Here is a 19,514-nt window from a genome sequence, read left to right on the forward strand (position 1 = left end):
GTCTGCATGATCGCCAAGCCACCGGCTGAGATGAATGGTTTATCCTTGCAATGACTGTCGAGCTTTTCGATGTCGTGTTTATCGACTATTCACTACCGCCCCAAATAAACCGCACTGATCTGCTCACGGGCGTGGCCCAGCTCGCGACTGATAGTGAGTCGCGCCTGATAGTCTTGCTTGCGTTGTTCCACGTTTAACTGGTTTGCTGTCGGACCTCCCGCTGCTGGGCAAGCCCATCCCGTCAAATGCAGGTAGCGTGTCTGGGCATAGGCATGGCGCAGACCGTGAAGTTTGGACAATCCCGCCTGAATGGTATGGCGCTCATAGGTTCGCAGTTGCTGAATGTAGCTTTTGTGCGCTGGAATCAGCGACTCGGTACCCGCCAAACGACGGGCACGATTTAGCACATTGCGCTGCTCCTGGGTGAGTATCGGTATCACCCGTGCCTTGCCCCCTTTGGTCCAGGCGGCTTTCAATCGAATATGATCGCCCTGATCCGCATAGGCGGGCGCAAATTTGATCGATTCTTCACGGCGCAACCCGAAAGACCGCTGCAATTCCAGGCTCATGCGCACATGCTCGTCCGCAATGGCAGACAGCGTCTGATCATCAACAGCTACCGCTTTAGACTCGTTGCTGACAAATTGGCGATCGGGTATGCCGTAAAAATCATTGGATCGCGCCACCACATTGCGGCGATCCACTTTGGCGGCCCACCACCGCAGACAGTTCATGCGGTTCTTGATGGTGCCGGCCGCCATCCCCTCACTCAGCCAGTATTTGACCAGCGCATCCACATGTTTGGGCTTCAGCGAGTGTGTTGTCATGCGCCGATAGCCCATGTCCTGCAGTTGATTGGCGATCTGATTGAGCATCCGCGCCCGATTCGCCTGAGTGCTGTAGCTCCCATCCCGGTTGCGCTGACACAGTTGTTTCAGTTGGTAGTTCAGGTCTCTCATCGTGTACTTTCCCGTCTGGTAAGTGTTTGTGACCAACCAGCAGGCACGTAGCCTGACCGGGTCCGCCGAGGCGGAGGGGTCAAGGGACACTACTCCCGTTCGACCTGATAAGCCTGGTCGCAGGCAGCCTGGCTGCTCTTCTGTTGAAGATGGTGCCAAGTAAACCAGTGGCTCGAAGAGCCAGCGTTGATGGTGGGTACTGCTCCTCCTGTTTAATGTCTGGAACCATCGGTCCAAGGGTTGAAAGAAGCCGAGACAGTGACGGCATGTTTAAGGTCGGCTGCTTGCCAGCCGGATTGAAAGCGGCTAACGCCGCAATTGAGTCAGGGTGAACACCCTGCTTGATGCTTGTTGATGGTGAGAACACGATCTCCTATTGAATGAACGGAACCATCGATCCACGGGTTGAAGGAAACCGTCAACGAGACGGCCGATTGAAGATTGGCTGCTTGCGAGCCTGGGTTGAAGAGGGCCTCAGCCCGATTGGAGAGTGGACGATCGTCCTGTACTTGAAGATGAGCGGCAGTGAATGCCTGACGTCTGGGTAGCTCTTTTGACGCCATTGCCGTTTGTGCCATTTATGATGGCAAGGGCGACCCCCTCATCCACGTTACCGCCGTGGCCGCGTATGAAGCTTTTACAATGCGTAGCTGCAGTATAACCAGACCAAACTCACGTGGAACGCATCAATTCGAGCGCCATCCGCTGTCATTCGGGGCTCCGCCGCCCTCGTCACTACTCCGCTGCGCTCAGCAGTGACGAGGGCTACGTACGCATCAACGCCCACGCCAGGTCTGCAACCTGTCATGGCCGTCGAGGAAACAAAGTGGTTCGAGCCTTGGTTACAGTGGAACCATAGCCAAAAGGAGGAGTAAGAAAGGCGTTGGCACTTCAAACGGGAAGCGCGATCAAGGAAACAGACAAGCTGATGCGGGGGAGGTGCCACTTTATCCCAAGTGGCCAGGGCAAGGAGCCGATTCTCACCGGCGAGTTTAATCTTCATTGGGCAGCATGATAGTAACGACCGGTTCGCCGGCGTCACCGGGGCCGACCATCAGTTTCAAGCTCACCTCCTGGGCTTCCGTGGACCGCCCGTCTTTCGGCACGCGATACAACGAAAATCGCAACCGATCACCCGGCGTCGTCGCTGTTCGTATGGCGTAGAACGCCATGAACAGCACATCCCACAAGCGGCCGGATTCATCCTGGTTGACCTGAAAGCGGTTATCCCGCTCAGTCCAGGCAACACAATCACACCACGCAGTGTGCGTGAGTGCGACTGGCCACTTGAATCCGGCTTCTTGTGCCATAGTGGTGACATCGATCAGCACACCGTCATCGATCGCCTGCGCACGGCTGTAGCTCGCGATCACAGGACCAAAGACGTCTTCCAACGATTGAGTTTCTGAATTTTTCATAAGGGTTCTCCCTGGAGAAATGAATAACAAAGTTCGGGGAGCACCTCCTACCCATTGGGGAAGAGGGACTCCCCAATAGGTTGAGTGAAAAGCTCTACAGCAATCCACGTTCGGCAAACGAAACCGACTCGCCTACGGTGACCACAAAGTGGTCCAGTACGCGGATGTCGACAGTTGCCAACGCGTCTTTCAGCCGTCGGGTGATCGCTTCGTCCGCATGACTGGGCTCGGCGACGCCACTCGGGTGATTATGAAAAAACATCACCGCGGCTGCGTTGAGGCTCAGTGCCTGTTGCACCACCACACGGGGGTACACCGCAGCACCATCGATGGTTCCCTGAAACAACTCGGCGGCCTCGATGACGCGATGCCGGTTATCCAGGAACAAACAACCAAAGACCTCTGCTTTGCGTTCAGCCAACAACATCCGCAAATAATCACGCGTGTGATTGGGACTTGGCAGTTCGACACCCGGCTGGTGCAGGTCCTGCAATACCGCAAAGGCCAGCTCCAGCAGCGATCGTTTTTCAGGATCGTTTAACGACGCCACGCGAATCGACGTAAAACGGTTTTTAGGATTCACTTTTGACAGTGAGGATTTGGAAGCCATGGGCGGTCTCCTTAAAGAATCGAGGAAACCCACCCGGCAAGGGAAAGTGTCCCTCGCTGGGTTGAAAGATTGACCGCATCGGTGGATGCGGTCAGGTGTTACCGTCAGGCGACGGCGTCGCGGCTCTCAGACGAGGGCGCCGGAAATGGCTGGCCTTCGACCTTGATCCAGTGGAACCGGAGTAACCGGGACTTCAGACTGATGCCTGTCGTACCGGCTCGATCCCCGTTTTTGAAGGTGAAGGATTCGGCCTGCAAATCACTGAGGTGAAAACCCACCAGCACTTTGAAGTCGGCTTCCACAGCCGGCATCAGCTGGCGTACCAGATCCTTCGCTTCTTCACCGACCACGACACACTCAAAATGGGTATGCTGGACGTTATCGGCGGATCCTCGTAGCGCCGCGATCGTGACACTGAGAAAGGGGAAACCATTCTCAGGCGTCACTTCACGAACCCGGTTGAGGTATCCGATGCCGTGGATATCAAGATCGAAATACTTCGATTTTTCAGGGGTAGTTTGTCTACTGGTCATAACACAATCTCCTTGAACAAAATGAAATGCCGGAGACTGCGATACCCTGGCGGGATCGTGTTCCCGGCAGGGTGAGTAAAATCAGGGCAAGCCCTGACGTTGGATTGACGGACGATCCGCGATGTCGATTGCACAATCCGAAGACATCTTCTTTGCCACTGAGACCGCAGTGGCCACGTACAAAGTCGTTAACCCGCCTTTACCGGGCTGTCGCAAACGAATTGCAGGTACTTGAGCATGCCCCGGGCATTGGCAAAGGCCGCATGGTCGGCAATGGTTTGGTTGGGAAACCAGTTGGCGATATCGCTGGCCAGGGCGGCACTACCGCCACCCACAAACAGTACCCGATCGAGCTCCACCCCGAGACCGAGCTTACGGCGGGTTTCGGTATAGAGGCGCTCGACCAACTTGCGTTTGGCGTCTGTCACCATCGTTGAGACATCGTGATCTTTGCCATGCAGTCGCAATCGATTTGTCTCGACCGCGCGACTGATACTCTGCTCACCCAGTTCGCCGAGTTCGAACCGTCGCTGTATGCCATTGGCCACGCTTTGTTTGACATTCAACATGCCACAATTGAGCGAGCCCGAGGATCCGTGAACGATGCCCTGATCCTGAACGACGACATAATCGGTCGTGCGCCCGCCGATATCGACGATGGCAATGGGCGCGTTGACGCGATCCGCATCCAGGGTCACGCCATCGTTGGTCATGACGATGACGAAGTCGTACCAGGCGGCCAGGGCTTCCGGAATGACTTCGTGAAACGCAATACTCACCTTGCGCATATGATGCGCTGCTTTGTGAGACACAACGGGTTCGACCGTCAGTTTCAGACTATTCGTTTTCGCCTGGATCACCTGTCGACGCTGCTCGCCATCGTTGCGGTAAAACGCAGAGACCGGCAGTCCCGTCACCACATGGACGGATCGACCAGAAAAACCTGCCTGCTGCAATGCATGCTGAACGATCACGCGGTTCAATGCCGAACCCGGGTATTCATCGAACTGTGTGGGTTCGCCATCCACGGCGCCGACGGAATAGACGGTGCCGCCCGTTTCGTACTCGAAAATCTTTTGTTCGTCGTCACGAATCCAGGTAACGCCAGCCGATCCCATGCGCGCCCGTGACGGGACCGCGACGAGCCGTCCGTCCGGTAAAGCCACTTTGGTATAGGCGTAGCCATCATCCAAGCCCGCCTGCCCCACATCAATGGCATGGGTCGACAGTGAAGGCCTATCGGTATCGGTAAATTTTTCGTCAGTCAATTCGGTCATGTCGTTTTATTCCAGGTTTGTGTTTTTACTCACCGATCACTCGCCTCAGGTGCGTGAAGGGCTTGGCGGGATCGGCGATCGATGTGGAACAGCTGCGATCCATGCGGTGCGTGGGTGAGTCGTTGGACGGGCTGGCAACGGCTTTACTGGTCTGCTGACTGGCCTGGTCAGACGCACGTTTGCCTGGCTTCGGACTGTTCAGATCGGGGGAACGCCTGAGCGAAGCACGAGCCGACAACGGTGGTTCGGATTTGAGGACCTGACATTCGCTGCGAAACGCAGTCAACACCAGCTGCCGCAACCACTCGCTTTGCCGGTCTTTGGGTAACCGGTACAGCCGCTGGAGCACCATCGCTTCCAGCGGAATACGCGTATCCAGCAAAATGCAGATTTGCTGCAGCGCATTGGGAGCCATGGCGTTTAGGCATCACCTGTGACGACAGGGACGCTTTTCTCAGTCGGTTGAAATGCCACGGGACGCAAGGAGGGTAGCCTTTCACCAGTCAGAATATCCAGAGGAATCTCGCCCATTCGTTCGATGGCTTTGAGCGCTGCCGGTGATCCTTGTCGGATGTCAGCACGACGAATATCCAGGCTGTGATACCCCTGGGGCAGCGCAAATACCCGGCGCACCCAACGCCCGCTACCCGATAGCTGTTCGGTGAGATCCTTGGCGATGTCGAGACCCAAGTGATGCAACGTCAACTCGGCGCACATCAGCTGGTCGTATTCGCCCAGCAACTGGGCGGCACGAAAGGCGTAGGGGTTGGCGAACTGCAGTGAAACACGCTGCGGACGACTGGATTGCGCTACCGAAAATTGCAGTGCGCTGTTGGTCGGCGCCATCAATGCATCCAGGCGGTGCTGTAATTCGCGAAGCTGTGTGCGGACATCGGCGATACCCTCTTCCACTTTGAGCAGCCACCAGTCCGCGTAGGGATCGTCAAAGCGTATGGCCTGCCAGAGTGACTTCAGTCGATCGGCGAAGCCGATCAGACCGATGATGGCTGCCTTACCCTCTCCGGCTCGCCGACCCCGGATGAGGCTCTGCGCCTGATACGTTTGAATCGTCAACCAGACCTCGCCCTGCAGGGCGCCAGGCCCACTTTCACGGTGATTCGAATCGGCTGATTGAAGAAAGGGTTCAGCATCTGCTTGCATGGATATTGCTCCCCTGGAGGTTGTTTGCCAGGGTCTATGAATCCACAAACAGCTGAACCTAACCACGGAATATCCAGCCGGCCAACGCATTCCTTTTTCGCCGAGTACGATCGAGTGGTTCCACTGGAAACAGTGCAGCAGTCTCGCGAATGCCAGGATGGCAATCGAGGGGATGGGATCACTTGTCCAGGTTCAACGAGGCCCGCAACTTGGCCAGCTGTTCGCGACCATAGGCCTGGGAGCGTTCCCGCTCTTTGGCGGTTTTGGCTTTCTGTGCTTCATCTACCGGCTGCCTCACATGGGAGGCTCGCTCCTGTCGGGCTTCGATGACCTTGATCCCCAGGTTGGGAACGAACTCGCCCTTCTGGGCGGCTTTGCACAGTGAGTGCAGGAATCGCAGCTCGTCATAGACGGGTTTCATGCCCTTCTGCTCCGATGACAGTCGCCCCTGCAACTCATCCAACACCAATTGCCGATCTTCAGGGTTGATCATTGCCAGATAGCGATCAGCCAAGAGCTTCTGGTTGTCAGACAACCGCGGCGGGTAAATCAGTGCTTGATCCGTTGGCAGCGATCCTGGTGAACTCGATTCTGAAAATGCTTTCTTATCAATGTAGGTATTTGTTGTAGGGGTTGTTGTAGTTGTTTTTTTATAATCACTACTACAACCACTACTGTAGTGTCCTTCTGCTTCCGCCTTTGAAATTTGGTGCTGGCTCGGCGGTTCAGCCACCTTGCTGTCAGCCGGCTTTTTCAGTTGGTCGAGGCTTGCGGCGTGAAATGTAAAATAGCGACCGCCCTTGTTTTGATTTCTACTGTTCTGATTTCTGCTGGATCCTGACAGGTGTTGCGCCGCCTGTAAGCGGCGCTCGATGATCGATTCCTGTCGGTTCAGATCTCCCGACTGTATGTCTTTGTCCAAACTTGCGAGTACGGCCTGCGCCACTCGCTGCACGCGAGCGTGGTGGTGGTCCTGAGCCTGGGTGACGAAAGCCATGTAACCCTCGTCCAGGAAAAGAGCATCGGCCAGCGGCAAGGGTTCATCGTGAAGGCTGTAGACGTTGCCAGTAAAGCGGCCGCTTTTCTGTCGGACTCTCGCGCACAAGGTCAACCAACGCGTCAGCCGCAGAATCGCAATGGCCCGGGAAACCGTGGAGGTGGATGCCACATTGGTTTTCGTAGCGATGGTGTCGTAATCGGGAAACGCCGTTCGCCCGCCGGTCTCTCTGGCGTGGAGCATGATGACCATCCACACCAGTTTATCGACAGGTTCCAGCACCGGGTCCTGAATGACCAGGGCGGGCACTGCCTGGTGCCAATTCCCCATGAACAACATGGCATCCGGCAGCGATGGATCACCCTGGTCACGGACCTTGGCGACGGTCGCTTTGATCAGTGCGTCTAGCGCCAGCGTCTCCGGTCGTAGCGCATCTTCTTCATGTGCCATGCTCGGCAACCCGGTCGGGCGGTGTGGCACCGAGGCCTTCGCCGTAGGTTTCCCAACGCTGCACCAACGCCCAGATCGAACGTAATCCGATGCCGGTCTGTTGCTGCAGGTCGAGATAGTCAGTAGCACACAAGGCGTTTTGTTCTCGTGCCTCGATCCGCTCCTGCCACGCATACCAGAGTGCATGGGTATCAGTTTCATTCAGCTCAGGTGGTCTACCCACAGACGGTGCCAACGTCAGCAGTCGTCGCCAACGCGTGTATTCCCGCGAGCTCCAACCGAACAGTTGCTGCATCATCTCCAGGGGAGCATCGGCGACCAACAGTTCACGCTGCAGATCATCGGATTCCCGCTGATAGCGCAAATTATCGAGCATCGGCCAGAAAACCGTTCGATCAAGCGCAATCTTCAGGCAATGCACTCGGAGCGTATCAGCTCGATACAGATCGGCGAGGTTCATCTCCTTGAGGGCGTCCAACTCTTTGGGACCAAAGTTCATGGCGCGCAATGCCTGCTGATCGCCTTCTGCCAGGCAGCGCATGGCGTAGAGCAGCACGGCTGTCGTGAGGTCTGCTTCCTTATTCGACGACATCGCATTCAGTCTCTGCGTATTCCCATAGCTCGATGCCGGTATCGAAGGCGAGTCGTTTGAGGGAACGGTAGGCTTCCATCATTTGCAGCAGACTCTGCCAGTCCGGCGGATTGAGCTGCTGCCATAACTGGCTACTGAGGTGGCCCGGATCCGGTGTCCAGACGCTACCAAAGAGAAGCTCGGCGTCATGGGATGCCAACGCATGGTAGAGCGTCGAATCTTGATCGAGATGCGCCAGCACACAATCGACCGGCGCCGAGGTCAGCTCCGAACTGGCGGCCAGCTGCCACCAGAGTGCCGACACCAGGCCCAGGGCATCCGGATCGAGCACATCACGCAATTCCTGTGGTGGGACATCGATCAGTAAGAATCCCAACCCCTGATCCGGAAGCGGTTTGAGCACTGCACTCAACCCGTGGGCAGCGGCCAATGCCGCAGCCCTCTGACATAGCTGATCCCGCAAGGCGCCAATATCCTTGAACTTACCGGTACTGTTAGTCTTGGGCGTTGATTCCGCCTCAGCGGGAGCCTGCGCTGGCATATTTTCACCCACGTTTTGCTCACTATCAGTGAAAGCCACTGACTCAGCTTTCTCCATTCGCCCATCGTCCTGGTCGTCGAGGGTGTTATCAGGAAAGTCGAAGGGCCGACCAGCCAGGTAGGCATCCAACTCCAGGTGAATCACTTGCCGGTTCTGTTCAGATTCCACCGCAATTTCGTTGACCAGTGCATCGTGCAGCGGCTGGATATCCCACTCGGCACCATCGTGGCGGCGACACAACTCGCCAAAGACACCTTCGAAGTCGGCGTCGTCACCCAATTCTCGTCGCTTCCAGATTGTCTTGGCCGCGCGCTGCAGGGCACGAATTCTCTCCACTTGGGGTCGGCCCAATCCAGCGGCCAACGCTTTCGGCATCAATGGCCACAGGACGTCAACGGCATAACCCATTTTGGAAATCATGCTGTGGCTGAGACCGAAGCCACGCTCTTTGAATAGCTCTTCCAACTGTCGCTGGGACAAGCTGTCGACGACCAGTTCCTGCTCCAACAACGCCTTCGCTTCGAATACGGCCAGCGCTTTGTCAATGAATGGCAATCCGCCGCGGAGCTCGTTTTCGCGAAGGTGTGCAAACAACACATTGGATTCCTGCGACCAAGTTCTGACGACACAGTCCACCCAACGGAACCGCTCATCCCCGGTTTCCTCCCACAGCTCTTTGAGGATTTTCAGTCGCGTATTGCCGCCACTGTGAAGGACGTACTCCGATTCTCCGGGCTTCTGCGACAACACCAGCGGCTGATCCAGACCTTCCGCCTGAATGGATGCTTTGATCCGCGCGTACTCGGGGTTTGGCTGGCGACGCGGATTACGGGCGTAGTGATGAATGCGACTCACCTCCACGCGTGCCACCTTGTCGGTGGTGGGTGTTTGCTCAAGCGCAGACATCGTCGCCACCTGCATCTTGCGCATCATCCGCTGGCGATACGTCGTAAAAAATTTCCGGGTGACGAACCATCGTGGCCCGCGGTACCGTTTCCAGTCGACCGTCGGACAACCCTGCCACGATGCGGGTATAGCGCTCGATCTGGGTCGCCATCAGCGGACTGGCGTAACGATGTTGGCCGGCGATCTGATACAGGTAAGACACCGAATCGTTGCACGCTGCAGCGACATCAGCCCGTTCCCGTTTGCTTGCAATTTTTAGAAATTCCTTTAGCTCCATGCTTAGAAACATTAGCACCGTGCAAACAGGCCATCAACGAGCGAAGTCCGCTTTTTGTTTATCATTCTGCTAAATAATCTGCTAAAGTGTTTCGCATGACGCTAAAACTTAACCAGGTCCGGCTCCGCAACCTTGAGATTCTGATTAGCGAAGCTGGGTCAGCGGCCAAGCTGGCGCGCTCAGCCGGGACCAATAGCTCCTACTTGAGCCAGGTGCGAAATCAACTTCCCACCAAGAAGGGCACCCCCCGTTCGATTGGAGGCGAACTGGCTGAAAAACTGGAAAAGGCCATGAAGAAGCCCCAGGGATGGATGGATACACCACATACCGAGACAACGGGGCAGGCTGAGGAACACAATGCCCACGCCGGTCCGGATTTACGCAGTCTCCACCCGCTGATCTCCTGGGTGCAGGCCGGGAATTGGTACGAGATCTCTGAAAGCTTCGTGCCCGCCTATGGCGCAGAACTCCTTCCCTGCCCTGTGAGATGCAGCCCGGAATCCTTTGTGCTCAGGGTTCGCGGGAGCAGCATGGAACCCAAATTCCACGAAGGCGACCTGATTTTTGTCGACCCCAGTGTCATACCGGATCACGGTAAATTTGTGGTCGTTCGCTTGGAACAATCCAACGAAGCGACGTTTAAGCAACTCATCATCGAGGAAGGCAAGCAGTACCTGAAGGCGCTCAATCCTGACTGGCCGAACCGGATCATCGAGGTGGATGAAGAAGCGACGATTTGCGGCGTCATTGTGTTCAAGGGCGAAGTGGTGTGAATTCGATTCATCCTTAAGTGAGAGTGCCCATGATCAACGATACCCGGCAAGCAACTACCCTGATCAACCGCAAGACGTTACTGGCGATGATTCCGCTTGCGGATCGAACCATCTACGACATGGAAAAACGCGGCGACTTTCCGCGCCGTATCGTTCTGACGAGTCGCAATGTTGCCTGGGATCTGGCTGAAGTCGAGCAATGGATCGAGGCACGCAAGCATTCGTCTGCCCAGGCGTGTAAACCTGGCATACCGATGCGATAACCCCCCCAGTTTCAGACGGGTTACCTGTGCGGCCAGCAACCATTTAGCTCCCTGATAAAAAGATAGCCAGCCTTCGCCCTTGAAGTTATAATTAGCTCAGTGCTAATGTTTTGATCATCCAGACCAGGCTGGCCAAAGCTTCACCATTAGCACAACGGGAAGATGGCCCCGGGTCGTAAACGACCATAGGGACCCGAATCATGAAATGGGTAAAGCTACCCAAGTATTGCGAATTGAGCGGTGACACCGCCAACGCGGTTCATGCCCGCCGCAAAAAAGGGCTTTGGTTGGATGGTGTTCATTGCCAGGTGCGGAATCACACGTTGTGGATCAATGTCGAGGCAGTTGAGAAATGGGTAGAGAACGGTCTGTTAAGCTCGCGCAAGGCGTAAGGGTACGCACCTACGCCAGTGGCACGCAGACTATCGAGATACAATTTCAGTATCGCGGTGTGCAATGCAAGGAAACCCTGTCCTCGCTGGATCCATCCAAGAAAGGCGATCAGCGCTACGCCATCAACCTGAAGGCCGAAGTGGAAGGCGCCATAGAGCGGCAGACCTTTCAATACGAAGTATTCTTTCCTGAGTCCAAACGCGCTCGACTGTTCGGGCACGCGAACGTCCAAATCACGATCCGAGAGCTGATTGAAGAGTGGCTTCAGGACATCGAGCGCACGCATCCACACAGTACCTACCGGTGTTACCGGAAGAGCTGCAATGCCCACCTGTTTCCGAAATTTGGCGATATCCGTGCGCGCGATCTAACGCCGCAACATATTCGCGCCTGGATTCGAGAGCGCAGCGGGACACTGAAAAGCATCCGCAATGATTTGACCCCGCTTCGTGCGGTTCTGGATCGGGCGTTGAACGATGACATCATAGATCGCAATCCGCTGGACAAGATCAAGGTCAGCAAACTGGTAGATCGCAACCAGGCCAAGACCGATTACGAAGTCGATCCCTTTACGACCCGAGAAATCGACAAGGTGCTGCAGAGCGCCCTCATCTACGATCCGCGCATTCGGAATCTGCTCAAGTTTGCGTTCTTCACTGGATTGAGAACATCAGAACTGTTCGGTCTGCAATGGGGCGATGTCGACTGGGACCAACGTGAAGTGCATATCCAACGGGCGGTGGTCGAGCGCAAATTAAAGGAAACCAAAACACGAGCCAGCAACCGGAAGGTTCTTCTGCTCCCTTCCGCTTATGAGGCGCTGAAGCACCAGAAACAATTCAGCTTTGTCGGCAGCGATTACATTTTTGTCCGACCGGACGACAAAGGTCCGTTCATTGATTATGAACATTTGGAACGACCCTGGAAGCATGTACTGAAAACGGCCAAGGTCCGTTATCGCAATCCGTACCAAACCCGCCACACCTACGCGAGTCAGTTACTTTCGGGCGGTGAAAATCCCTTGTTCGTCGCGCAACAGATGGGACACAAGACCACCGAGATGATCATGCGCCATTACGGGCGCTGGGTTGAGCAGGGTGATCAACGGCAGCGACACGTGTTCGTCTCCGATTTCGGCCAGGGCGTCAAGGAGGCACGTCCAGCATATACGCACAATGATAGCTGCGCCTCTGCAGCATAAGCCGTCTAAAGATCAGCCCCCTGGCTGATTTACACACTCAACGTCGACCCACCAACGGATCTACCGTTTTGACACCTATAGTTACCATTATCATGCTCTATGGTAAGTATTGTGCTCACTCCACTTGAAAAGCTTGAAATGAACACTATAATTACCACTTTTAGAGATTATGGTATTCATTGTGACCAGCGATAAATCAGTGAAAGGTCGATCCGCGGTGGTCTTTCCCAAGAATCGACGCCTTTTGGAACAGTTTGGCGAGAACATCAAACTGGCGTGTAAACGCAGGGGTTACACCCAGGTGTTGATTTCCGAGCGCACCGGACTCAGCCGCCTCACGATTCGCAAGATCGAAAAGGGCGACCCCAGTGTGTCCATCGGCCATTACCTGGCCGTGCTGAGCGTGCTCGGGTTGGCGGAAGATTTCGCCAGAGTCGCTGCAGACGATGAGCTGGGGCGTAAGCTCCAGGACATCAAGCTGATGAGCAAGAAATCCGGAACACAGCCATGAGCGCGGATAAGTAGCCTTGAGCACCGAAGTCTTCGTCTTTGCAGACTGGGAGGAGTTCCAGGAGCCGACCTTGGTAGGCACGCTTCGCTCCTCTCCCGCACGTCAAAAAGAGCATTTCAGCTTCAGTTATGACACTGATTGGCTGCAGTCTCCTTATGCGCAGCAAATCGACCCTGAGCTCAATCTCTATTCCGGCGAACAGCACGGTGAAGACGATAAAAATTTCCGCGTGTTTCTGGATTCCTGCCCCGACCGCTGGGGTCGCCTGCTGATGAAGCGACGCGAGGCAATCCATGCCCGCCAGGAACAACGTCGTCCACGCGTGCTGTCCGAAATCGATTACCTTCTGGGCGTGCATGACCTACACCGTGCCGGCGCGCTGCGCTTCAAACGCGAAATGGATGGCCCTTTTCTCGACAACGATGAACGCCTCGCGGCCCCGCCGCTCTCATCATTGCGGGAGCTTGAGTACGCCGCCGGGCAGGTGGAAGAAAAAGGCGATAGCGATGATCCCGACTATGTGAAGTGGTTAGCCATGCTGATGTCGCCGGGTTCTTCCCTGGGTGGCGCCAGACCGAAGGCCAGTGTGACCGACGAGGAGGGTCACCTGTGGATCGCCAAGTTTCCAAGCCGTCAGGATGATTACGATATTGCCGCCTGGGAATACGTTGCATACCAGTTGGCGCTGGATGCAGGGGTCGCCATGCCGGAGAGCCGGATCGAGCAGTTCGGCAGTCACCACCACACCTTCCTGACCAAACGCTTTGATCGCACGGCGGAGAGTCGCCTTCACTTCACCTCGGCGATGACGCAACTCGGCTATTACGACGGCGACTATGAAGCCAGTTACCTGGAGCTCGCCCAATTCCTGACCGAGCACGGAGCCAACACCAAAGAAGATCTCGCGCAATTGTGGCGCCGCATCGTGTTCTACATCGCCATTTCCAACACCGATGACCACCTCCGCAACCACGGCTTCATCTACCATCAGGGAGGCTGGTTGTTATCGCCGGCCTACGACATCAATCCGGTGACACCTGCCCATGGATTGCATCTCAATATCACCGACAGCGATAATCGGTTGGACTACGAATTGGCCATGGACGTCATCGAATTCTTTCAGCTAGACCGCGGGCAGGCTTTGAAAATCAAAGATGAAGTGCTCGCCAGTGTTGGCAAATGGCGGGCTCAAGCAAGCGCCGTTGGGCTGGGCAGGAGCGAGCAAAATCTGATGGAACCGGCGTTCAATCTTTGATCCGGATTTTTGGTCATTTTGCTCCATGGAACGAACGTGGAACGCAAATCCGAAAAATAAATGTATCCATTTGATATTAAAAGGTTTTATCTTTAACCTCTAATAGTTCAAGTCCTCTCCTGGGCACCATATATACTTCGCAAATAAATCGGCTGTAATTTCCGGCTACAAGGTGTAGAAATCTAACCCGGACTTGATCCTCGAGGTTCACTAAACGCGACCAAAGGAGCGTTTAGCAACAAGGCAATGCTTTTCCAATTGCCGCAGCCCCAACGGGGTAAAACAGCCTCAAGCTGTTTTATTAACTCCTCTCCTTCTCACCACTCCTTCAATTTGTAAGTTTCTTTAATTACTTCGTAGCACGCACAACTACGAGGGTGGCTTTTAATAGACACGCTGTGAACCCATCCATGGGACTCTCCGTCGACGTCCTGTCTCCGAAGGTCTATAAAAAGCCACCCTCGCAGTTGTGCTGGTATGGTGTTAACCGATTGTCTGGGGGAGGGAAAGGTAATGGTGTTGCAGCATATCACCACGTGAATGCTGAACAATTGCTGATGCATCTCAGTAATGATCAGCAGCGTCGTTTAATACCCTCTGCGATTTTTAGCTTTTTGTGTATTTGTAGCAATTATCGTTTTATTCGCCTTCTTTAAACGTTCTTTAGCTTCTTCCAGGGTTTTAACTATTTTCTTATTTTCAACGTTCTCACTCATGATCCTTTCCTTTTTTCCTGCGCTCTAATTCAAGCTCGTCAAGCTCTCCGCTTCTAAGATGTTTTGGCTCTTCATGATCGGACTTGCCATTCCTTTCTTTAATTTTTTGAGCTGCTTTTTCGAGACGTTTTTTGGCCTCTTCAATTGATAAATCATTGTGATCGACCATATTACACCTCAACCTTCATCGAACAATAAACACCAAATCGTTTCTTGCGTGGCTCAACGTATTCATAACCAAAGGAGCAGTAATAGTCAGATAACTGTTCGCTTAGTGGGTTCATAATTCTCACCTCATCGGCACCTAAGAGAATTGCATAGAATTGAGCTGCCGTTGATATTATCTCGAATATCTGAGTATTCTTCTTATGCTCTGTATAGGGCGTTGCTTCGATAATATCAATCTTTAATGCTGACTTACTAACGGTAGGTAGCCCATAGGAAAGACCAGCCACATTACTGCCGCTCTTCACACATAGGTCAAATCGCTTAAAACAACTTTTACGATTATAAACAGAATATGCATCACTCCACCTCCATTCGCTACGACTGGGCGAGTCATCCTGAATCCGCCACGCGTCAGCTTGCATTACATCCTGCACACCTATAGGCCCACACTTAAACCAAGGGTATGTTTCGTTAATCTGACCGTAAAGAACGTGTCTCAGCTCCGAATAATAGTTTCGCACCTCTACAAAATTAAGCTGTGACAAATCCTTGTTTCTTGCGTTATTCATAGCATTTCCTTTTTCAAAACTGGACAAACCAGATTAGTTGTCATTTCTACTATTAAAAAATTGTTTTCTGAGAGAAAGCTATTTCCCAACAACAAAAAAATCGCCCACCTATACGAATGGGTTATTTCCAAAGCCTGTTTCCGGCCTTTAGCGGACATACAGGATTTTTACTCGGCCCCCGAACACTGCCCCCTTATCTGCGACCTAGGTGACCGCGTCCTCCCCAGGTACGGGTACAGCTGGGAGGACAAATTCAGGCATTGCACATAATATCTCAACACTCATATCTCATCCTTCAACGGATGAGTGGGAATGCTTATGCTTAAATCGTAATTGAATATTTCTTTTCTCTTAGCTTGAAAGCAATATCTCCGCCTTCCAATATGTCGCATACGTGCTCGCGAATACCCTGGGAATCAAGAATATATGGTATTGAAGAATCACGTGGTTTGGAGTTTTCTAAACTGCCAGTTTTATATGCGAATTTCTTGTCATCACGGTTTTCGCTTCTAGTTCCATGTTGATTAGCCACAATAACTAACTCACTATCAGCCCCCACCACTATATTGGGGTTGTGCGTGGCCAAAATAATTTGCCGTTTTATCTTCTTTTTCTCTAAATATTTTACGAGATCCAAGTAAATTGCCCTGTTATCCAAATCATCTTCAGGCTGATCAATGAGAATCGGGCATTTTTTTATCGCTAAAATCGAGTAATAATTTCAAAATAACGAAGGCTTTTTTTCCATCCGACATATGTTTGAAGTTATCATCTTCATAAATCAAGTCATAAGCGACATCATAAAAACATTCAGATAAAAGACTCGAAACTAAGGATTGTGCTGTGTATCCGCCTTTGAGTGTTACAGCTCCAGAAAGTAAGGAGTTTAATAAACTAACCAAATGCTGCATATATTGGTCGTTATCCTGATAGGTGAATTCAGCTATGCTGCGACTGGAAGAACTTTGAAGATTTAATGCCCCTTCGAGAATTTCTCGATATCTTTTTTCACTGAAGTTTGATACAGCGTTAATATCTAGTCCGTCTTGGCTAGTATTGAGTTGCGGCAAAAGCTCGTCAATCTCAGTGAAATAGGCGTTGTGATTCGAAATTATACTCTCCTTGATTTGATTCCACTTCTTTTGAAGCTCCCCTATTTCACTCAATGTTGAGTTAATCTCGCTGAGCTTTATTTTTTGTTCTTTAATAAGATCCTGTATTTCTTTCAACTGGGCTGAGTTTTGGTAGGCTTGTGAAGCTTTTTTATACGTCTCGTCTGATTTCGCTTGCTCCATCAACCTATTACTCTCTTCTATAGATCGAGTAATTTCATCAAGCTGAGAGTCCAGACCTCCAATCCATTTCGTTTCAATTTCCTGACTAAGAACATCATATAGCTCATTAATTTTATTTCGTTGGGAGTCTGAAATCGTTGCAAATTCTATCGCTATGTCCTTCCTCACTAACGAAATGCTTTTGAGTCGCTCAATCTGCTGCTGATCTTTGAACAGTCTGTCTCTGATATTCAATGATTCCTCGATAAGAAGCTTTTGCTTATCGTAAATAGCTCTTTCTTCTTCAGATAAAGAAAGGGTATCAAGCTCTACTAATTTATTTTGGAGCCTCAAGATTTCATCCTCGACACCCTTCTTATCACCTTTATCTAAAAGTATGCCTTGACGACGTCTAATTTCCTCAGCACCTTGAAAGAGATCATTGATTTCAGATGAAATAAGCTTTTTAAGCTCGGATCGCCTTGTAGAATGCGACTCCAAAACAGACCCTTTTCCATTAATGCTTAAAATATCCTGAATTAGCTTGCTTAATTTAGCGTTATTAGTTGCAAGCTGAAACATATATCCCTGCTGAAAGAATTCAATTTCTCGGTTGTCGTTAACTTCGCCATCCTTCCAAATTACCGATATAGAAGATGAAACATTTTGCACGAAAGTCCCGTATTCGGGTTTATTTACAAATGATATTGGTTCTTCTGTTTTTAGTTTTTGTGCAATAGCTGTAAGAAGAACAGATTTGCCCGTAGACCTTCCGCCAATAATGGAGTTCATATTCCCATTAAGCTGAATGGTTTCATTTAAGATCAGTGGATTTTGTATTTTTATTCTGTCTATTACTTGATATCCAGCCTTATCGTCAGGCTGATTTTCCTGAACAGATACTCTAGACGGTTCATAAACAATTTGTTTCAACCCTTCAAAAGTAGGGTCTGACTTAATCCAGGTGTTACTGTTGCCGATACGATCTTTATTTCCTGAATCTGAATAGTGATGAGCATCACTGCAATCAAGAAGTAGATCATTAACAGACTGCGATGATAGCTTCTGCTTTGCAGCGTGAAATTTGTCAACTGATTCAGCTGAAACAAAGACTATGTCTGCCTTGTTTATAATATCCTTCTTTGAAGAGATAGAGCTGTCAGACCATCGCAAACTATCCCATTCCGTTTTACCAACAGCTAATAAATACCTCCCCTTTAGGAAGCTGTTACTCTCCAGTCGGTCAATTAGCTCTCCTTCATCAAGGTTTAGGTTTCTAAACCCCTCCATAAGGTCAGAACCATATCTAGCTAATTGATCAGGCGGTACTGTGGCTTTAATACTAGCACCCAGTGCTTCGAGTAACCGTTCCTGACCAAGAGGCTCCTTCCCTCCCTGGCGCAAGCCTGTAGCTTTGATGTAACGTATTTAAAAATTGGCTTTTTATTACCCCAGGATCGAGCAGATCTGAAAATACCACGTGGAGATTGATTCGCTTATATGAGCCGAAATCAACGCCAGCAAACATGGAGATTCTGAATTCCACGACTGGTAGCAATAAATCTATATTATTTAACCGCCCGTTATCCGTCTTTTCTCTAAGCAGTCTCTCGTACCCATCAATGAACATATAGTCATTGATACCCAAAACTTTAAAGTCAGGGGGAAGGCTTTCTAGATCCTTAATGTAACGATCCCAAACTGCATCATCACTCCCTTGTCCAAACTGGTTCTCTATCGAATACGGGGTATGAATATGCAAGTCCCACTTTCGCCACTCTGATCCTTTATCGTATTTATTGTCCATATTGCCCTTGTAAGTTAATTGGTTGGCGCTCTATTATTTAGCGTCTACTGAGCGCGAGGCAGCTATCAAATATTTATTTATTCAACTCTTGTTTCCAGGCGCTTTTTCAAAGCTAGACCATTCACGTTATTGATGGACAATGATCAGATAACAACTTAACAGAAGAAAAACGTCCGCTTTGGGTCGAAAGCGCACATTACGTCCATCTAGGCGAGAGTTTGGCTTTTAGCGGCGAGGGAGCAGAAGGACGTCCGGGCATCGAAATAGGATTAGTTTTCCTGAACAATTCCCAAGTCATCAAAACATCGCTGGAAAGCGTCCAGCAAATCCGTGATCTCAGGTTTTCTCAAATCACTCTTAAGCACATACCCCAATTCCACAAGCTTTCGATGGCTAGGGTAAACTCTGCTTCGGCCACAGTCCAGCGCGCCAAGAACTATATTCTCGACACGCTTAAGCGATGCATCTCGCCTTGTCTGCGTTTCCCACTTTCGATAACGTCGCTTAAGCTCAGCATACTCTTTGGGGAAATGGTACTCCAATACTGTATAGGTAATTTTATGTTTTTTCCCAAATGCGTAGGGCCAGGTGGTGGCTTCGGGTTCTGATCCAGTACTGCCAGGAGATCCATTAATACTCTTTTCTTAGCAATCTTCGAAATGTTGGATTTGGCGACAAAATAAGGCTTAACCTGAACTTGCCAGCTTTCATAAAATGACAACAAAACCTGATCGGTAGTGAATTGATCTTTGGGTATGTCGATTCGCAGCACACATCTATTATGTGCTGGGACATTGTTTCAACGCTATTGCCGCGCCGCTTCCATTAAGGGAGGTAGTGACTTTATAACATCACACCGACTC

The 19,514-nt window shown here is 51.6% G+C and carries 23 protein-coding genes; 6 read left to right on the plus strand and 17 right to left on the minus strand.

What is annotated here, in order from left to right; genetic code table 11:
• Positions 1-92: 92 nt before the first annotated feature.
• From ACZ5NB_RS17240 to ACZ5NB_RS17290, 11 genes are all read right to left on the minus strand, one after another.
• Complete coding sequence (locus ACZ5NB_RS17240) at positions 93-959, minus strand: phage integrase N-terminal domain-containing protein (protein WP_464107682.1); 867 nt, start codon at positions 957-959, stop codon at positions 93-95.
• 992 nt (positions 960-1,951) lie between these two features.
• Positions 1,952-2,377 (minus strand): DUF6573 family protein, encoded by a 426-nt coding sequence (locus tag ACZ5NB_RS17245; RefSeq protein WP_464107683.1) that lies wholly within the window; start codon positions 2,375-2,377, stop codon positions 1,952-1,954.
• A 94-nt stretch (positions 2,378-2,471) separates the two neighbouring features.
• A complete protein-coding gene (locus ACZ5NB_RS17250) occupies positions 2,472-2,987 on the minus strand; it encodes a JAB domain-containing protein (protein WP_464107684.1) in 516 nt (171 codons plus the stop codon).
• A 104-nt stretch (positions 2,988-3,091) separates the two neighbouring features.
• Positions 3,092-3,520: a DUF3577 domain-containing protein gene (locus tag ACZ5NB_RS17255; RefSeq protein WP_464107685.1), complete on the minus strand. Its 429-nt coding sequence runs from the start codon at positions 3,518-3,520 to the stop codon at positions 3,092-3,094.
• 188 nt (positions 3,521-3,708) lie between these two features.
• A complete protein-coding gene (parM, locus tag ACZ5NB_RS17260) occupies positions 3,709-4,797 on the minus strand; it encodes a plasmid segregation protein ParM domain-containing protein (protein ID WP_464107686.1) in 1,089 nt (362 codons plus the stop codon).
• Between the two features lie 25 nt (positions 4,798-4,822).
• Positions 4,823-5,212 (minus strand): hypothetical protein, encoded by a 390-nt coding sequence (locus ACZ5NB_RS17265; protein WP_464107687.1) that lies wholly within the window; start codon positions 5,210-5,212, stop codon positions 4,823-4,825.
• Positions 5,213-5,217: 5 nt separating this feature from the next.
• Complete coding sequence (locus ACZ5NB_RS17270; RefSeq protein ID WP_464107688.1) at positions 5,218-5,958, minus strand: PFL_4669 family integrating conjugative element protein; 741 nt, start codon at positions 5,956-5,958, stop codon at positions 5,218-5,220.
• Positions 5,959-6,136: 178 nt separating this feature from the next.
• Complete coding sequence (locus ACZ5NB_RS17275; protein WP_464107689.1) at positions 6,137-7,405, minus strand: STY4528 family pathogenicity island replication protein; 1,269 nt, start codon at positions 7,403-7,405, stop codon at positions 6,137-6,139.
• Positions 7,395-7,997, minus strand: coding sequence for a DUF2857 domain-containing protein (locus ACZ5NB_RS17280; RefSeq protein ID WP_464107690.1), 603 nt, complete (start codon positions 7,995-7,997; stop codon positions 7,395-7,397). Before ACZ5NB_RS17280 ends, ACZ5NB_RS17275 begins: the two co-directional genes overlap by 11 nt.
• Positions 7,984-9,444, minus strand: coding sequence for a ParB family protein (locus ACZ5NB_RS17285; protein WP_464107691.1), 1,461 nt, complete (start codon positions 9,442-9,444; stop codon positions 7,984-7,986). Before ACZ5NB_RS17285 ends, ACZ5NB_RS17280 begins: the two co-directional genes overlap by 14 nt.
• The gene (locus ACZ5NB_RS17290) at positions 9,431-9,721 is read right to left on the minus strand and encodes a hypothetical protein (protein ID WP_464107692.1); all 291 of its coding nucleotides are present in this window, start codon (positions 9,719-9,721) and stop codon (positions 9,431-9,433) included. The genes ACZ5NB_RS17285 and ACZ5NB_RS17290 overlap by 14 nt, the downstream gene beginning before the upstream one ends.
• 95 nt (positions 9,722-9,816) lie before the next feature.
• Here ACZ5NB_RS17290 and ACZ5NB_RS17295 point away from each other — a divergent pair, with 95 nt between their 5' ends.
• From ACZ5NB_RS17295 to ACZ5NB_RS17320, 6 genes are all read left to right on the plus strand, one after another.
• Complete coding sequence (locus ACZ5NB_RS17295; protein WP_464107693.1) at positions 9,817-10,494, plus strand: LexA family protein; 678 nt, start codon at positions 9,817-9,819, stop codon at positions 10,492-10,494.
• A gap of 29 nt (positions 10,495-10,523) precedes the next feature.
• Entirely contained in the window at positions 10,524-10,757 is a 234-nt protein-coding gene (locus ACZ5NB_RS17300) for a helix-turn-helix transcriptional regulator (RefSeq protein WP_464107694.1), read from the plus strand.
• Positions 10,758-10,957: 200 nt separating this feature from the next.
• Positions 10,958-11,149 carry a hypothetical protein gene (locus ACZ5NB_RS17305; RefSeq protein ID WP_464107695.1) on the plus strand — a complete coding sequence of 64 codons (192 nt, stop codon included), beginning with the start codon at positions 10,958-10,960 and terminating at the stop codon, positions 11,147-11,149.
• The gene (locus ACZ5NB_RS17310; RefSeq protein WP_464107696.1) at positions 11,110-12,351 is read left to right on the plus strand and encodes a tyrosine-type recombinase/integrase; all 1,242 of its coding nucleotides are present in this window, start codon (positions 11,110-11,112) and stop codon (positions 12,349-12,351) included. Before ACZ5NB_RS17305 ends, ACZ5NB_RS17310 begins: the two co-directional genes overlap by 40 nt.
• 181 nt (positions 12,352-12,532) lie before the next feature.
• Entirely contained in the window at positions 12,533-12,862 is a 330-nt protein-coding gene (locus tag ACZ5NB_RS17315) for a helix-turn-helix domain-containing protein (RefSeq protein ID WP_464107697.1), read from the plus strand.
• Positions 12,863-12,878: 16 nt separating this feature from the next.
• Positions 12,879-14,117 carry a type II toxin-antitoxin system HipA family toxin gene (locus ACZ5NB_RS17320; RefSeq protein ID WP_464107698.1) on the plus strand — a complete coding sequence of 413 codons (1,239 nt, stop codon included), beginning with the start codon at positions 12,879-12,881 and terminating at the stop codon, positions 14,115-14,117.
• A 587-nt stretch (positions 14,118-14,704) separates the two neighbouring features.
• On the opposite strand, the gene ACZ5NB_RS17325 is transcribed toward ACZ5NB_RS17320, so the two are convergent.
• The 6 genes from ACZ5NB_RS17325 to ACZ5NB_RS17350 all read right to left on the minus strand — a co-directional run bounded on the left by ACZ5NB_RS17325 (position 14,705) and on the right by ACZ5NB_RS17350 (position 18,651).
• Positions 14,705-14,833: a hypothetical protein gene (locus ACZ5NB_RS17325; RefSeq protein ID WP_460233460.1), complete on the minus strand. Its 129-nt coding sequence runs from the start codon at positions 14,831-14,833 to the stop codon at positions 14,705-14,707.
• Complete coding sequence (locus tag ACZ5NB_RS17330; RefSeq protein ID WP_460233461.1) at positions 14,826-15,002, minus strand: hypothetical protein; 177 nt, start codon at positions 15,000-15,002, stop codon at positions 14,826-14,828. The genes ACZ5NB_RS17325 and ACZ5NB_RS17330 overlap by 8 nt, the downstream gene beginning before the upstream one ends.
• 1 nt (position 15,003) lies before the next feature.
• Positions 15,004-15,570, minus strand: coding sequence for a hypothetical protein (locus ACZ5NB_RS17335; RefSeq protein WP_460233462.1), 567 nt, complete (start codon positions 15,568-15,570; stop codon positions 15,004-15,006).
• A 322-nt stretch (positions 15,571-15,892) separates the two neighbouring features.
• Entirely contained in the window at positions 15,893-16,207 is a 315-nt protein-coding gene (locus ACZ5NB_RS17340) for a hypothetical protein (RefSeq protein WP_460233463.1), read from the minus strand.
• A gap of 37 nt (positions 16,208-16,244) precedes the next feature.
• The gene (locus tag ACZ5NB_RS17345) at positions 16,245-18,248 is read right to left on the minus strand and encodes a hypothetical protein (protein ID WP_464107699.1); all 2,004 of its coding nucleotides are present in this window, start codon (positions 18,246-18,248) and stop codon (positions 16,245-16,247) included.
• Positions 18,187-18,651 (minus strand): hypothetical protein, encoded by a 465-nt coding sequence (locus tag ACZ5NB_RS17350; RefSeq protein ID WP_460233465.1) that lies wholly within the window; start codon positions 18,649-18,651, stop codon positions 18,187-18,189. Before ACZ5NB_RS17350 ends, ACZ5NB_RS17345 begins: the two co-directional genes overlap by 62 nt.
• Between the last annotated feature and the right edge of the window lie 863 nt (positions 18,652-19,514).

This window comes from Aurantivibrio plasticivorans (assembly GCF_055392955.1).

Excerpts from the sequence above, each read along its gene's own strand:
- ACZ5NB_RS17240 (WP_464107682.1), bottom strand. The coding sequence starts at position 959 with ATGAGAGACCTGAACTACCAACTGAAACAACTGTGTCAGCGCAACCGG.
- ACZ5NB_RS17245 (WP_464107683.1), bottom strand. The coding sequence starts at position 2,377 with ATGAAAAATTCAGAAACTCAATCGTTGGAAGACGTCTTTGGTCCTGTG.
- ACZ5NB_RS17250 (WP_464107684.1), bottom strand. The coding sequence starts at position 2,987 with ATGGCTTCCAAATCCTCACTGTCAAAAGTGAATCCTAAAAACCGTTTT.
- ACZ5NB_RS17255 (WP_464107685.1), bottom strand. The coding sequence starts at position 3,520 with ATGACCAGTAGACAAACTACCCCTGAAAAATCGAAGTATTTCGATCTT.
- parM (WP_464107686.1), bottom strand. The coding sequence starts at position 4,797 with ATGACCGAATTGACTGACGAAAAATTTACCGATACCGATAGGCCTTCA.
- ACZ5NB_RS17265 (WP_464107687.1), bottom strand. The coding sequence starts at position 5,212 with ATGGCTCCCAATGCGCTGCAGCAAATCTGCATTTTGCTGGATACGCGT.
- ACZ5NB_RS17270 (WP_464107688.1), bottom strand. The coding sequence starts at position 5,958 with ATGCAAGCAGATGCTGAACCCTTTCTTCAATCAGCCGATTCGAATCAC.
- ACZ5NB_RS17275 (WP_464107689.1), bottom strand. The coding sequence starts at position 7,405 with ATGGCACATGAAGAAGATGCGCTACGACCGGAGACGCTGGCGCTAGAC.
- ACZ5NB_RS17280 (WP_464107690.1), bottom strand. The coding sequence starts at position 7,997 with ATGTCGTCGAATAAGGAAGCAGACCTCACGACAGCCGTGCTGCTCTAC.
- ACZ5NB_RS17285 (WP_464107691.1), bottom strand. The coding sequence starts at position 9,444 with ATGTCTGCGCTTGAGCAAACACCCACCACCGACAAGGTGGCACGCGTG.
- ACZ5NB_RS17290 (WP_464107692.1), bottom strand. The coding sequence starts at position 9,721 with ATGGAGCTAAAGGAATTTCTAAAAATTGCAAGCAAACGGGAACGGGCT.
- ACZ5NB_RS17295 (WP_464107693.1), top strand. The coding sequence starts at position 9,817 with ATGACGCTAAAACTTAACCAGGTCCGGCTCCGCAACCTTGAGATTCTG.
- ACZ5NB_RS17300 (WP_464107694.1), top strand. The coding sequence starts at position 10,524 with ATGATCAACGATACCCGGCAAGCAACTACCCTGATCAACCGCAAGACG.
- ACZ5NB_RS17305 (WP_464107695.1), top strand. The coding sequence starts at position 10,958 with ATGAAATGGGTAAAGCTACCCAAGTATTGCGAATTGAGCGGTGACACC.
- ACZ5NB_RS17310 (WP_464107696.1), top strand. The coding sequence starts at position 11,110 with ATGGGTAGAGAACGGTCTGTTAAGCTCGCGCAAGGCGTAAGGGTACGC.
- ACZ5NB_RS17325 (WP_460233460.1), bottom strand. The coding sequence starts at position 14,833 with ATGAGTGAGAACGTTGAAAATAAGAAAATAGTTAAAACCCTGGAAGAA.
- ACZ5NB_RS17330 (WP_460233461.1), bottom strand. The coding sequence starts at position 15,002 with ATGGTCGATCACAATGATTTATCAATTGAAGAGGCCAAAAAACGTCTC.
- ACZ5NB_RS17335 (WP_460233462.1), bottom strand. The coding sequence starts at position 15,570 with ATGAATAACGCAAGAAACAAGGATTTGTCACAGCTTAATTTTGTAGAG.
- ACZ5NB_RS17350 (WP_460233465.1), bottom strand. The coding sequence starts at position 18,651 with ATGGACAATAAATACGATAAAGGATCAGAGTGGCGAAAGTGGGACTTG.